General features: G+C 71.5%; 10 protein-coding genes. 7 read left to right on the top strand and 3 right to left on the bottom strand.

Features of this window, described 5'->3' with window-relative positions; all coding sequences use genetic code 11:
- Window position 1 precedes the first annotated feature (1 nt).
- On the top strand, window positions 2–562 hold the full coding sequence (gene nadD, locus K8556_RS13030; protein ID WP_223740376.1) for a nicotinate (nicotinamide) nucleotide adenylyltransferase: 561 nt from the start codon (window positions 2–4) through the stop codon (window positions 560–562).
- On the opposite strand, the gene K8556_RS13025 is transcribed toward nadD, so the two are convergent.
- Complete coding sequence (locus K8556_RS13025; protein ID WP_304503959.1) at window positions 559–3,675, bottom strand: hypothetical protein; 3,117 nt, start codon at window positions 3,673–3,675, stop codon at window positions 559–561. The genes nadD and K8556_RS13025 overlap by 4 nt on opposite strands.
- 90 nt (window positions 3,676–3,765) lie before the next feature.
- Here K8556_RS13025 and K8556_RS13020 point away from each other — a divergent pair, with 90 nt between their 5' ends.
- Window positions 3,766–5,091: a hypothetical protein gene (locus K8556_RS13020; RefSeq protein ID WP_223740374.1), complete on the top strand. Its 1,326-nt coding sequence runs from the start codon at window positions 3,766–3,768 to the stop codon at window positions 5,089–5,091.
- A 45-nt stretch (window positions 5,092–5,136) separates the two neighbouring features.
- Here K8556_RS13020 and K8556_RS13015 read toward each other — a convergent pair whose 3' ends face one another.
- Both K8556_RS13015 and K8556_RS13010 read right to left on the bottom strand, forming a co-directional pair.
- Window positions 5,137–5,979, bottom strand: a complete 843-nt coding sequence (locus K8556_RS13015; protein ID WP_223740373.1) for a Rossmann-like and DUF2520 domain-containing protein — start codon at window positions 5,977–5,979, stop codon at window positions 5,137–5,139.
- 167 nt (window positions 5,980–6,146) lie between these two features.
- Window positions 6,147–8,723 carry an AAA family ATPase gene (locus K8556_RS13010; RefSeq protein ID WP_223740372.1) on the bottom strand — a complete coding sequence of 859 codons (2,577 nt, stop codon included), beginning with the start codon at window positions 8,721–8,723 and terminating at the stop codon, window positions 6,147–6,149.
- Between the two features lie 249 nt (window positions 8,724–8,972).
- Here K8556_RS13010 and K8556_RS13005 point away from each other — a divergent pair, with 249 nt between their 5' ends.
- From K8556_RS13005 to K8556_RS12985, 5 genes are read left to right on the top strand one after another with little or no spacing between them, the layout of a single operon-like run.
- Window positions 8,973–9,638 carry a YIP1 family protein gene (locus K8556_RS13005; RefSeq protein ID WP_370639917.1) on the top strand — a complete coding sequence of 222 codons (666 nt, stop codon included), beginning with the start codon at window positions 8,973–8,975 and terminating at the stop codon, window positions 9,636–9,638.
- Window positions 9,635–10,960 (top strand): TolC family protein, encoded by a 1,326-nt coding sequence (locus tag K8556_RS13000; RefSeq protein WP_223740370.1) that lies wholly within the window; start codon window positions 9,635–9,637, stop codon window positions 10,958–10,960. Before K8556_RS13005 ends, K8556_RS13000 begins: the two co-directional genes overlap by 4 nt.
- Complete coding sequence (locus tag K8556_RS12995; RefSeq protein ID WP_223740369.1) at window positions 10,957–12,210, top strand: efflux RND transporter periplasmic adaptor subunit; 1,254 nt, start codon at window positions 10,957–10,959, stop codon at window positions 12,208–12,210. The genes K8556_RS13000 and K8556_RS12995 overlap by 4 nt, the downstream gene beginning before the upstream one ends.
- Window positions 12,207–12,968: an ABC transporter ATP-binding protein gene (locus K8556_RS12990; RefSeq protein ID WP_370639916.1), complete on the top strand. Its 762-nt coding sequence runs from the start codon at window positions 12,207–12,209 to the stop codon at window positions 12,966–12,968. Before K8556_RS12995 ends, K8556_RS12990 begins: the two co-directional genes overlap by 4 nt.
- Window positions 12,965–14,203 (top strand): ABC transporter permease, encoded by a 1,239-nt coding sequence (locus tag K8556_RS12985; RefSeq protein WP_223740368.1) that lies wholly within the window; start codon window positions 12,965–12,967, stop codon window positions 14,201–14,203. Before K8556_RS12990 ends, K8556_RS12985 begins: the two co-directional genes overlap by 4 nt.

Here is a 14,203-nt window from a genome sequence, read left to right as displayed (position 1 = left end):
CGTGAAGGTCGCGCTGCTCGGAGGCTCGTTCAACCCGCCGCACGTGGGCCACCTGATGGCGGCCTGCTACGTCCACGCGACGCAGGGCGTGGACGCCGTCTGGCTGATGCCCACGTTCCGCCACCCGTTCGGCAAGCAGTTGGAGCCCTTCGAGGCGCGCGTGCGCATGTGCGAGGCGCTCTGCCGCGAGACGTCCGGCTGGCTCCAGACGAGCCTGGTGGAGCGCGAGCTGGGCGGCGGCGGGCGCACGGTGGACACGCTGGCGTACCTGGTGGAGCGCTACCCGGACACGCGCTTCTCGTTGATCATCGGCAGCGACATCCTCAGGGACCTGCCGCAGTGGAAGGACTTCGACCGCATCCAGCGGATGGCGCACGTGATGGTGCTCTACCGCGCGGGCTACCCGGCGCCGGACACGGTGGGGCCGCCGCTGGCGGAGGTGTCCTCCACGCAGGTGCGCGACCAGCTCGCGCGCGGCCTGGAGCCGGTGGAGCTGGTGCCCTCCGCGGTGCTCAAGGTGGCGCGCGAGGAGGGCCTGTATGGCCTGCGCGGGCCTCGCTAGAAGGTCATCCCGATGAGGTGCAGGTCGCCGAAGCCGTCATCGAAGCGGTGGGCGTACTGGTAGAAGAACGAGAGCGCGTAGGCCTGGCCCACGGAGAGCCGCAGCGTGGCGGAGCCGCCCACCGCCCCGTGGTTGTCCCGGTTGTCCGTGCGCGCGAGTGCGCCGAACGCGTCCAGCTCCACCTGGCTGACGAAGAGGGACGGCAGCACCCACAGCGTGGACGCCCAGCCGTAGTCGATGATGAAGCGGTAGCGGTAGCGCGCGTTGGCGAGCACCACGTTGCGCGCGCGGAAGGTGTGGTCCTCGTAGCCGCGCAGGTACTCGCTGAAGGCGAGGCCCGGCTGGAGCTGGAGGGGCAGGTTCCCGTCCGTGGTGGTGTCGCGGTTGATGAAGAAGGCCTGGCCCGGGAGGATGCCGCCGACCTCCAGCAGGCCGTCAGGCGCGCCGGGCAGGGCGCGGCCCACGACGGCGAGCTGGAGGTTGTCCTTGCCGGTGAAGGGCAGGCCGCCCAGGTAGCCGTCCACGCCCAGGCGCACGTCGCCCACGGTGGAGTCGAGCGTGAAGGCCTTCGGGAAGACGCCGCCGCTCACGGACAGGCCCAGGCCGCGCTGCGTGCCGCCGTAGGACGTGCTCTCGCCGGCGAAGTACGACGCGGCGACCTCCGGTCCGATGAGCCGCGTGGTGAGGGCCGGCCGGCGCTCCGTGGCGTCGAAGCGGCGGTCGAGCGCGAGCACGCCGAAGCTCACGGGGGTCGTCCAGAACGTGCGGGACGCGAACACGGTGGCCTGCAGGTCCGTGCGCTGGTTCTCGCGCAGGCGTGACGCGGAGACCTGGAGGTAGAAGGGCGACAGCATCGCGTTGCCGTACGCGAACGACACGCCGGGCTGCTTCTCCTTCAGGTCGTACGTCAGCGTGAGGGCATAGGCGTTGAAGCCCAGCCGGTCCTGTCCCGCGATGGAGATGCCACCCGCGAAGTACGGGTCGTTCTCATCGACGTCGTTGGGGACCGTGTAGAAGTAGGGGACGCGGTAGTTCGGGATGAAGAAGCCTTCGAGCGGCGAATAGGGCTCGTCCGTCAGCACGTCCACCGCCTTGCCCACGACGGCCGGAGGCGTCACGGGCGCGTCCACGTCATGGGCGGGATCCACCGGCAGGGGCGGCGGCGCCACCGGCGCCGGGGGGACGTCGGCCGAGGCCTGCGTGGGGGCATCCGCCGGGGGCGCGGGCTGGCCGGGGAAGGCGACGAAGCCGTCCTGCGCGTCAGGGGCCCGCGCGGTGGCTCCTGGCTCGGGTGCCGGCGCGGTCGCGACGCTCTCGGGCGGCGGCTCGGGCGTCGCGCGCAGCTCGGCCAGGGCTTCGGTGAGGGGCGCGCGGTCCACGGTGAACTGGATGCCGTCGCGGTTGAGGAAGACCACGGCGTCCCCGCCCGCGGGCGCGGCGTCGAGCACCAGGGTCGGCGCGTCGGTGACGCGGGCGATGCGCCGGGTGGACACCGTCATCACGTGCGCCTGGAGCCGGCCTTCGTGCTCGCGCAGGAAGACGAGGTGATCCGCGTCCAGCCACCGGGGCGAGTAGTTGAACAGCCCGTCCCGCGTGAGCCAGCGCAGCGAGCCGTCCGACTCGCGCAGCACCAGGTCCCAGCCCTGCGCGCCGTTCATGGGGAACACGTACCGCTCCCCGTCCGGTGAGATCACGGGCGTGCCCAGCGCCGTGTGCGCCTTGAAGTCCGTCAGCCGCTCGCGCTGGCCGCTCTCCAGGTCCAGCCGCACGAGGTTGGCCGCGTCGCCGTTCACCTCCACGAAGACGTAGCCCCGGCCATCCGCCGTCACGTCGCCGCCCATGCCCACCAGGTCGTCCCACAGCCGCACCACGTCGCCCGTGCGCGCGTCCACCCGCCACAGCTTCCCCGTGTAGCTGCCCACCACGTCCACGTCCGCGCTGACCAGGTACAGCCACCGGCCATCCCGGCTGAACGTCATGCCGCTGACCAGCGACGGGCTGGCCACCACCCACCGGCGCCCCGGCAACAGCCGCACCAGCGCGCGGCTGAAGCGCTCGCGGCCGTCGCGCTCGAGCACCGTGAGGTGGGTGATCTGTTCGCGGCCCACGCTCACCAGCGCGGTGCTCCCGTCGGCCGGGTTCGCGACGAGCCGCGAGAAGTAGCCCGCCTCCCGCAGGAGCACCTGCTGCGTGGCGGGGCGCTCGCGCACCTGGAGGTCCTTCTGGAGGCTCTGCTCGAACTCGCTGAACAGCGACCCGATGTCCTTGCCGTACACCCGCTTGAACCGCAGCGTCACCGCCAGGGGCGGGAACAGCGAGTTGCCCTGCTCCTCCACCAGCTTCCACAGGCGCTTCTCGCCGTACGTCTTCGCCAGGTACTCCACGAAGTTCATGCCGCTCAGGTAGTTGCCGCCGAACGGATCCAGCGCGCGCTGCTCCGGGGACAGGTAGCCCGCGTTGAGCTCGCCCCGGCGGGCCTGCACCGCGCCCTCCCACCAGCCGCGCCACACCGGGCTGTGGGGACGCCCCGTGTCCTTGCCCAGCCGGCCCTCGTAGTAGGTCGCCAGACCCTCCAGGAACCAGGACTCGGTGAAGATGTTGGGCTGGAAGAGGCCGCCCGTGACCTTGTTCAGCACGTTCCACAGCCCGCCCACCTGCTGCATCTGCACGTAGTGGACGGACTCGTGACAGGCCACGTCGCCGATGTCCGTCTCACCCAGGCCCAGCAGGTTGAACTGCTCCAGCGTCATGTGCTGCGGCAGCACCATCTGCTGCGGCGTGCTGGCGAACTCCGACTGGACGTACGCGTTGTTGAAGTCCGAGCTCGTCAGGTAGACGAGGACCCGCTTGCGCTCGGCCTTGCTCCACGCGTCGGTGCGCAGCCGGTCCACGCAGCCTTCCATCCGGGCGGCCACCCGCAGCGCCGTCGCCCGCAGGTGCGCCGGGTAGTAGAGCTCCATCGACCGAGTGGTCAGCTTGTGCATGTCGTCCCGGGCGAACGACGCCTGGACGTTCTGCGGAAAACGGGGTGCGACGAAAGCACACCCCGATGTCAGCAACAGGAGGCAAGCGAGGATGGCGGGCTGGCGGGCAGGCCCGCGAGGAGCTGACATGGCGGCGCATCCTACCGACCACAATTCGTAGTCACGAACGCGTTTTTCACGGTAAGGGAACGCGTCGCATTCCCCACAGGAACCTTCCCAATGACCGAACCCGCCGAGCCCCAGGGGCTCCCTGTTCCGCAGCACGTCCACAATGCGCAGCTCCAGCTTTCCGCCGCGTTGGAGAAGGCCAGCGGCGCGCCGGTCGACCTGACGAAGGCGCCGTGGGCGGACGTGGAGAAGTCGGTCATCCAGTTGCTGGGCGGCCGGTTCGACCCGAACAACCCGAACCACCAGGGCGCGGCGCTGGGCCTGGCGGGCGGCTTCGCGCTGCGCCTCATCTCCGAGCACCAGGCGTTCTGGTTCCCCAACCGGGACTCGCCGGAGGGCGCCTCGCTGGGCTTCCCGGAGGCCATCATCATGCTGTCCCCGTTCGGGGCGGTGATGGACGCGCTGGCGCAGGGCAAGTTGACGCGGCTGGACGACCTGGCCGCCGACATCCGCCGCTCGCTGGGGCAGGTGAAGTTCGGCACCAACCCGGCGCAGGCCCTGGGCGGCGGTCAGCCCCAGCGGCTGGGGCCGCAGGACTACCAGCGCCTGTTCGACCCGGGCTTCCTCCAGTTCATCGTGGTGGATCCGGCCAAGACGAAGCAGGCGCTGGAGGCGAAGACGGACGCGCTGGCGCGCGACGTGCGTGACGCGCTGGGCCGCACCCAGCCGCCGCTGCCGCCGGAGGCCCGCCAGCAGTTCGAGGGGCAGATCGTCACGTCGCTGCAGCGCATGGAGCAGGGCAAGTCGCTGGCGGAGCAGGCCGAGCGCGCCCCCCGGCTCGCGGAGCTGCTGACGCACCTGGTGGCGACGGTGGGGGGCACGGGCTCCGCGCCGGAGGAGTTCTGGCACGACGTGGTGCTGCCGCTGCTGTTCATCGGCACGCCCGCGAGCTTCCCGCCGCTGGATGACGACGAGCTGGAGGCGTTCAAGCAGGGCGCGGATCCGCTGGCGCTCTTCGTGGACGTGGTGCCGCACTCGCACCGCGCGCCGGACGAGGGCCTGCTGGGCGCCTTCGAGATGTCGGAGATCGGCCTGGTGCACCCGGCCTTCCAGAAGGTCGGCGCGCTGCGGCTGATCCGCATCAACCCGGACCGGCTGAAGCCGATGCTGGAGAAGTACGACCCGAACGCGACCATGGACGCGGTGCAGCGCTTCACGGAGCACGTGTCCAAGGCGGCGGGCAAGCCGGCCGCGGAGTCCCCGCAGGGCAAGGAGATGCTGCAGGCGGCGCTGACGCTGCTGGCGGACCTGAAGCGCTCCGTGGCGGTGGGCGGCGACGTCTGCCTGCGCCGCCTCACGGAGGCCGAGGCCGCCTCCGAGCAGGCGCTGGCCATCGTGCGCCGCGCGCTGCAGAGCCCGCGCATCATCCTCACCTAGTCACGTGAGAAGGGCGCGCGTCCGGGGCGACCGGGACGCGCGCCGTCACTTCCTCGCGAGCAGGGCTTCCAGCGCGGCACGGGGCTCCGGACGGAGCCGCTCCGAGGCCAGGCGCAGGGCCCGCCGCGAGAGCCGTGCGTAGAGCGGAGCGATGTCGGGAGGCAGCGCCGAGAGGTGCGCCGCGACGACGCCCGCGTCTCCCCGGACGATGGGGCCGGTGAGTCCCCCGGAGAGGCCGCGCGCTTCGATGCCTCGCAGCGCCGAGCGCATCAGCGGCAGCAGGGCCTTCAGCGCGGCTTCCGGTTCGATGCCCGCGGCGCCCAGCGCGCCCACGGCCGCGTCCGCCAGGGCCACCAGTCCACCGGCGCTCAGCACCGCGCCCGCGTGGTAGGCCGCGCGGTGCGCCTCCGGAACGTCGAACATCGCGAAGCCCACGTCCTCCGCCATGCGCTGGAGGACGGCGCGCAGGGCAGGGGAGCGGGTGCTGATGGCGGCGGTGTGGCCCGCGAGCGAGTCCCGCGCGGAAGACACGGCGCAGAGCGGATGGAACGAACCCACCGCGCGGCCCCGCTGCGTGCCCAGCGCGGAGAGGGGCAGGGCGCCCGCGGTGTGCACCAGCGCCACCGTGCGCGGCAGCTCGCGGGACAGGGCTTCGGACACGGAGGGCACCGCCGCGTCCGGAACGCACAGCACACAGACGCGAGCCTTCTTCAGGTCCGCCGCGGTCGCGGGCTTCAGGCCCAGGGCCCGCGCGCGCTCGCGGCCCGCGTCGTCACGCGAGTACACGCGCACGGGCCAGCGCTTCGCCTGCAACGCCAGCGCGAGCGCACCCCCCAGCCGGCCCGCGCCGACGATGACCACGGGGGCGCGCTTCGCCTTTGTCGTCACGGGCGCACGACCTGGCGATGCCCTCGAAGCAGGTCGCACCGGCGCATCGGAGGCCGAAGCCTCCCGCATCAGCCGGCTTCGCGAACCCGTCGTGCGTGGACGCGCCGGATTCTCGGGCTCGGGGCGAGCAGTGCCGCTCCGCGTGCTCCGGCCTCGCCGCGCCGCTGTCAGACGGCGTCCCGGGCGAACTGGAGCTGTCCGGCCTGCACGGCGACGCGCACGCGGTCTCCCGCGCCGAACTCGCCGGAGAGGATGCGCTCCGCCAGGGGGCCCTCCACCAGCCGCTGCACCACCTGACGCATCGGCCGCGCGCCCAGCATCGGGTCGAAGCCTCCCGACTTGAGCAGGTGACCCACCACGTCCGTGCCCGCCGTGTAGACGATGCCGCGCTCCGTCGCGAGCCGCTTGCTGCTCTCCGCCAGGATGAGCGTGGCGATCTTCGCCACCTCCTGCTCCGCCAGCGGACGGAACGGCAGCCGCTCATCGATGCGGTTCCACAGCTCCGGCGGCAGCGCCTTGCGCGCCGTGTCCGACGCCATGTCCAGCGCCTTGCCCTCGGCCGCGTCCGCCGCGCCGAAGCCCACCGCGCGCCCCGTGCGGCTGAACGCCTCCGCGCCCAGGTTCGTGGTCATCACGATGACCGTGTTCGAGAAGTCGATGTGCCGGCCCTTGCCGTCCGTCAGCCGCCCCTCCTCCAGCACCTGGAGCAGCAGCATCTGCACCTCGCGGTGCGCCTTCTCGATCTCGTCCAGCACCACCACCGAGGACGGCCGGCGGCGCACCGGCTCCGTGAGCTGCCCGCCCTCGCCGAAGCCCACGTAGCCCGCGGGCGACCCGATGAGGCGCGACACGCCGTGGGACTCGGACATCTCGCTCATGTCCAGGCGCACCAGCGCGTCCCGGTTGCCGAACAGCACCTCCGCCAGCGCCCGCGCCATCTCCGTCTTGCCCACGCCCGTGGGGCCCAGGAAGAGGAAGCTGCCCATGGGGCGCCGCGACGCGAAGCCCGCGTAGTTGCGGCGGATGACCCGGGCGATCCGCACCACCGCGTCGCCGTGGCCAATCACTCGCTCCGCCAGGTCGTTCTCCAGCCGGAGCAGCCGCGCGGAGTCGTTCATCAGGAGCCGCTCCTCCGGCACCCCCGCCAGCTTCGCCACCACGCGCGCCACGTCCGCCGCGTCCACCCGGTGCTTGCCCTCGCGGTGGCAGCGGCTGCCCGCCAGGTCCACCACGCTGATGGCCTTGTCCGGCATGAACCGGTCCGTCACGTAGCGGCTCGCCAGCGACGCCGCGGCCTCCAGCGCCTCCGGCAGGTAGCGCAGCGCGTGGTGCTCCTCGTAGCGCCCGATGATGCCCTGGAGGATCTGCACCGTCTCCGGCACCGACGGCTCGTTCACCACCACCGGCGTGAAGCGCCGCTCCAGCGCCGGGTCCGCCGCGATGAACTTGCGGTACTCGTCGTGCGTCGTCGCCCCGATGCAGGGGAACTCGCCGCGCGCCATCGCCGTCTTCAGCTCGTTGGCCGCGTCCTGGGGGCCCTCGCCCGTGGAGCCCGCGCCCACCAGCGTGTGGATCTCGTCGATGAAGACCACCACGCGCCCCTCGGCCCGCCGCACCTCTTCCTTCAGCGCGTTGAGCTTCTCGGAGAACGAGCCGCGCAACTGCGTGCCCGCCACCAGCGTGGCCATGTCCAGCTCGACGAGGATCTTCTCCGCCAGCGTGCCGCGCAGCCCCATGAGGCGCTGCGCCACGCCCTCCACCACCGCCGTCTTGCCCACGCCGGGCTCGCCCAGCAGGCACGGGTTGTTGGTGCGGCGCTTGCCCAGGATGTCGATGACCTCCTCGACCTCCCGCGCGCGGCCCACCACCGGATCCAGCTTCCCCTCGCGCGCGGCCTGGCTCAGGTTGCGGCCCAGCGACGTGAGCATCGGGAACGCCTTGGCGTCCAGCGTCAGCGGCTGCCCCTTGGCCTGCGCGGGCGGCGCGGACGGACGGGCCACCGGAGCAGGGGAGGCCACGGGCGGAGCGGGAGGCGTCGCGCGAGCCACCGGGGCCGGCGGCGCCAGGCGCGGCGTCGGCGGAGGCGGGGCTTCCGCGGCGGCGTCCTGCGTCACGTCGTCCTCGTCCACGTCGATGAGGTCTCGCGGCGACAGCGCGGGCGTCGTGCGCGCGGCCGGCGGCGGGGTCGTCACCGGGGGCGTCATCACCGGAGCCGGCGGGGCGGCCGGACGCGGCACGCTCAGCGCGAACGTGGAGGAGGGGAGGGGAGACGGCGGCGCGCCCACCGGACGGCTCACCGGCGCGCGCGTGGCCACCGCCTGGCCATAGCCCGGCTGGAGCCGGCGCGGCAGGCCACCGCTGGTGGAATAGGCGAGCGCCGTGTTGGACAGGGAGATGAGGTCCAGCCCCGTGCGCCCCAGCAGGTCGCTCGCGGCGCAGCGCTTGCGGATGATGGCGATGAGCAGGTGCAGACAGTCCGCCTCGCCCGCCCGGAAGGTGCTGGCCAGCTCGCGGGCGCGCGCGGTCAGCTCCTGCACCACGTTGCCCGTCTCCGCCGGGGCCTCCGTGATGAGCTGGAGCAGCGCGTCCTCGTCCACGCCCTTCTCCTTCAGGAGGAGCTGGGCACGGTTCTCCACCGTGAAGAGCGCCAGCAACACGTGGGCCGACGTGGGCTTCTGGGCGACGCTGCGGGCGATGTCATGCGCCTCATGGAGAACCTGGGCGAGATCCGTGCTGTCGACCATTCATGCTCCGGCAAGCGTCCAGCCGAGCGGAATACACCGTCCGCCGCTCCGCCGCAAAATTTAGGCTACAGACCGCTACAGGATGGATGCAAGGCAGGATAAACCTTGGGGCGCGGCCGGATTTCGTTTGGCTGCCCGCCCGTTTCCCGACTCAATTCAAGGGACCGGGCAATCACTCCGGGAGGGCTGCGTAGACCGCCCTGAGACCCCATCCCTATGACCTCCCTAGCTCAACCGGCGCGCGTCTTCGTGGACCCCCTTGGGGGCACGCGCGCCGCCGTCGAGGCCCGGCGCTGGCTGTGGCCCCTCCTCATCCTCGCCTTCTGCGTCGCCATCTCCGGCACCGCCTACGCGCTGCGCTGGGACGCCACCGCCTCCATCGTGAGCGCCCTGCCCACGGACTCGACCGCGTCCAGCGTCTCCGAGTCCGACATCGCCGAGCAGATTCAAACGGCGTCGCGCAAGGCGCTGGTGGGCGGCATCGCCAAGGGGCTCATCGTGATGCCCCTGATGGTGCTGCTGCTCGCGTGCATCCTCTGGGTCGCGGCCTGGCTCTTCAACAAGCCCGCGGTCTTCGGGCAGTTGATGGCGGCCGCCGCGGTGGCGCTGCTGCCCATCGCGCTGTACCACCTCATCTACGCGGTGTGCGCGGCCTACCAGCACTCGCTCACCGACCTGCGCGCGGAGCGGCTCGTGCCCTCCAGCCTGGCCCTGCTGGAAGGCCTGTCGCCGAAGATGCAGCGCGTGCTCAAGGGCGTGGACTTCTTCAACCTGTGGAGCGTGGGCCTGCTGGGCGTGGGCTTCTCCACCGCCACCGGCATGCGCCTGGGGCGCTCGCTGCTGCTCATCGGGGTGATGTACCTCATGTACGTGGGTGTCTTCTTCATTGGCCTGCCGGCGGGAGGTGGCCGATGAGCGCCTTCCTCTTCGTCGCGACGCTGCTCACCGCCACGCCCATCACGCTGGAGGAGACGCGCCAACTGGGCCGCAAGAACACCCAGGCGCTCCAGGCCGCGCTGGATGTCGCCGTGGCCCAGGAGGACCAGCGCGTGGCGCGCTCCGGACTCCTGCCCCAGGTGCAGCTCAACCTGGGCCCCAGCCTGGACTACGTGGGCCAGCGACGGCAGGTCTTCACCGTCCCCATCAGTGAGACGGAGACCGTCACGCGGGAGGTGGTGGCCACCTCCAACACGGCGGACAGCTACTTCGCGTCCCTGGGCGTGTCGCAGGTCATCTACAACCGCGGTCTCTGGAAGCAACTGGAGCAGGCCGGCGTCAACGTGGACGCCACGCGCAACCAGTCCATTGAAGAGGCGGACACCTCCGAACTGGAGGCCATCCGCCGCTTCTTCAACCTCTTCCTGTCGCAGGCCTCGCTGGACGTGCTCAAGGCGACCGCGCAGCGCAGCGAGGAGCAACTGGAGCGCGCGCGCGCCCTCTTCACCGCGGGCCGCGTGGGCAAGTCCGAGGAGATCGCCGCGCAGGTCAACCTGGGCAACGACCGCATCAACGTCGTGCAGCGCCAGAACCAGTTGGTGGCGGACCAGGTGCAGTTGGCCGTGTGGCTGGCGCGCCCCGGCACGGAGCTGCTCCAGGCGGTGGACCCCGGCGTGTTCCAGCAGGAGCCCGCGCCGGCGCCCGCCCTGGATGACGCCCTCAAGCAGGCCCGCGAGCACCGCGCCCTGCTCAAGGCGCTCCAGCAGCGCGTGCGCGTGGCGGAACTCCAGCGGGCCATCGTGCAGGGTGACTACATCCCCCGCGTGGGCCTGTCCGCGCGGTACTCGCACAACAGCCAGGCCCCGGGCCCGTTCTTCAGCGAGCCCGGCTACGGCAACATCTTCAACGGTAGCATCAACCTGACGTGGGACCTGTTCAACGGCTTCAACACGAACGCCCAGTCCGCGCGCGCCCAGGTCAACATCCGCAAGGCGGAGCTGACGTTCGCGCAGACGGCGCGGGAGCTGGAGGCGGAGGTGCGCCGCGCCCACCAGGTGCTGGAGGGGCAGATCGCCTCCGCGAAGCTCGCGACGGACAACCGCGCGGTCGCCCAGCAGGGCCTGGCGCTGGCGGAGGAGCGCTTCCGCGCGGGCGCCGGCTCCACGCTGGACGTGCGGGACGCGCAGCTCAAGTTGACCCAGGCGGAGCTGGTGTTGCTCCAGAGCCGCATCGATGTCGAAATCGCCCGCTATGCCCTGTTCCGGGCCATGGGCACGCTGAACCCGGGAGACTCACAATGACGTGGTGGAAGGCGGCAATCGCCGGCGCGCTGTTGCTTGGAGCGGTGGCCATCACCGTGGGCGGCCTGCGGGACCGGCCGCCCCCGACGCAGGAGGTCCAGATGGCCAAGGCCCGCAAGGGCACCATCACCCGCACCATCACCGGCGCGGGCAAGGTGCAGGCGGCCACCACCGTGAAGATCTCCTCCAACCTGTCCGGAGACCTGGTCTCCCTCAAGGTGAAGGACGGAGACGCCATCACCAAGGGGCAGGTGCTGGGGCAGATCGACAAGCGCTACTACGAGGCGGCCGTGAAGCAGGCCACCGCGTCGCGCGACGCGGCCCGCTCCGAGGTCCAGGTGGCGGAGGTGGAGACCGCGCGCCAGCGCGCGGAGCTGGGGCGCGTGAAGGGGCTCGCGGAGAAGGGGCTCGCGTCCGCCGCGGAGGTGGAGCAGGCCCAGGCCGTGACGGACACCGCCGAGGCGCGCCTCGCGGCCGCCCGGCAGCGCGTGGCCCAGAGCAGCGCCGTGCTGGAGCAGGCCTCCACGGACCTGGCGCGCACCACGCTCCTGTCCCCCATCGACGGCAACGTGATCGAGCTGTCGCGTGAGGTGGGCGAGCGCGTGCGCGGCTCCGACTTCTCCGAGGACGTGGTGATGACCATCGCCGCGCTCAACCAGATGGAGGTGAAGTTCGAGGTGGGTGAGCACGAGGTCGTCCACCTGAAGTACGGCCAGCCCGCGGAGGTGACGCTGGACGCGCTGGAGGGCCAGTCCTTCACCGGCACCGTGGTGGAGATCGCCCAGAAGGCCACCATCAAGAACCCGGGCACGGAGGCCGAGGTGACGAGCTTCCCCATCACCGTCGCCCTGGACGCGCGTCCGCCGGGCGTGCTCCCCGGCATGAGCGCCGAGGCGCGCATCAGCGCGGAGACGCACAACGACGCGGTGCTGGTGCCCATCCAGGCCGTCACGGTGCGCGCGGAGCGCTCGCTGCCGGACTACCAGGCGCCGGTGGAGGGCACGTCGCTCACCGCGAAGCGCCGCACGGAGGCGCTGGCCAAGGTCGTGTTCGTGGTGGACAGCGACAACAAGGCCCAGGTGCGCCGCGTGCGCACCGGCATCGCCTCCGACACGGAGCTGGAGGTGCTGGAGGGCCTGCAGGTCGGGGACCGCGTGGTGGAGGGCCCCTACCGCACGCTGTCCAAGGAGCTGTCCCACGGGGACGTGGTGCGCGAGCCGGAGAAGGCCGCGGCGAAGGGCAAGTCGTGACGTCGGCCCCTGCACCGGACGCGGGGCCCCTCATCCAGGTGGAGGAGCTCACGCGCGCCTTCTTCGTGGGCGGTGAAGAGGTGCGCGCGCTGCGGGGCGTGTCCTTCGGCATCAATCGGGGGGAGTGGGTGGCCATCATCGGCCAGTCCGGCTCCGGCAAGAGCACGCTCATGAACGTGCTGGGCTGCCTGGATACGCCCACGAGCGGCCGCTACATGCTCAACGGCAAGGACGTGTCGCGCATGGACGACGACGACCTGGCCGTCATCCGCAACGTGGAGATCGGCTTCATCTTCCAGACGTTCCAGTTGCTTCCCCGGGAGACGGCGCTCGCCAACGTGGAGCTGCCGCTGGTGTACCGGGGGATGGGCGCGAAGGAGCGGCGCGAGCGGGCGAAGGCGGCGCTGGACAAGGTGCAGCTCACGCACCGCATGCACCACCGGCCCAACGAGCTGTCGGGCGGTCAGCGCCAGCGCGTGGCCATCGCGCGGGCGCTGGTGTCGGAGCCGTCCATGCTCCTGGCGGACGAGCCCACGGGCAACCTGGACTCGGCCACCGGCGAGGAGATCGTCAAGCTGTTCGAACAACTGCACCGCGCGGGCCACACGCTGGTGCTCGTCACGCACGAGCCCAAGCTGGCCGCGCGGTGTCCCCGGGCCATCCGGTTGAGCGACGGGCAGATCGTCGCGGACGGGCCGGGGCCGGAGGTGGCGCTGGGCGGCGGGCACGGCGTTGGGCCGCAGGCGGGCACCGCATGAGCTTGCGGCAGCGCTTCCGCGTGGACGTGCTGGAGGGGGTCCGCATCGCGGTGTTCTCCCTCCAGGCGAACCGGATGCGCACGGTGCTCACGACGCTGGGCATCGGCATCGGCGTGGCCACGCTGCTCGCCATCGTGGGCATCATCCAGGGGCTCAACTCGTCCTTCGAGAAGCAACTGGCCACGCTGGGGGCGAACACGGTCTTCATCTCCAAGTACCCCTGGATGATCAAGGGCAACTGGTGGATGTACCGCAACCGCAAGAACTTCACGCTGGAGCAGGTGGCGCAGTTGCGCGCCCAGGCGGACTTCATCACCGCCATCTCCCCGGCGGTGATGCGCATGTCGGACGTGGCGCACGGCGCCCTCCAGGTCTCCAACGTGCGCATCAACGGCGTGTGGAGCGACTACCAGGCCATCGGCAACTACGAGGTGGTGTCCGGACGCTTCCTCACCCGCGCGGACGAAGAGGTGAACCGGGCGGTGGCGGTGCTGGGCGCGGACGTGGCCGCCTCGCTCTTTCCCAGCATCAGCCCGCTGGGGCAGACGGTGCGCATCGACGGGCGGCCCTTCCAGGTGGTGGGCACGCTGGGGCGCAAGGGGAAGGTCGTGGCGGAGAACATGGACCTGTCCGTGTTCATGCCCTTCAAGACCTTCAACTCGCACTTCGGCAAGGGGCGGCCCATGCAGATCGCCATCGCCGTGGCGGACGCGGGGCGGATGGCGAAGGTGGAGGACCAGTTGGTGGGCATCATGCGGCGCGTGCGCGCGACGCCGCCGGGCCAGCCGGACGACTTCAACGTCAACCGCACGGACTCGCTCGCGGCGACGTACGAGCAGCTCACCGGCGCGCTCTACGCGGTGGCCACGGGCGTGGGCCTCATCACGCTCCTGGTGGGCGGCATCGGCATCATGAACATCATGCTGGTGTCGGTGCGGGAGCGGACGCGGGAGATAGGGGTCCGCCGGGCGCTGGGCGCGCGTCAGCGGACCATCGTGCTCCAGTTCCTGATGGAGGCCTCCAGCGTGTCCGCGGTGGGGGGCCTGTTGGGGACGACGGTGGGGCTGGGCACGGCGAAGATCGTGTCCCTGGTGACGCCGCTGGCGGCGGACGTGCGCCCGAGCACGGTGGTGGGCGGGGTGGCGTTCGCGGCGCTGGTGGGCCTGCTGTTCGGCATCTGGCCGGCCGCGCGGGCGGCGAAGCTGGACCCGGTGGAAGCGCTCCGCTACGAATAA

Source organism: Corallococcus sp. AS-1-12 (assembly GCF_020036995.1).
GTDB lineage: Bacteria > Myxococcota > Myxococcia > Myxococcales > Myxococcaceae > Corallococcus.
The sequence above is the reverse complement of the archived record's forward strand: the minus strand, read 5'-3'. Positions and strand labels throughout refer to the sequence as shown.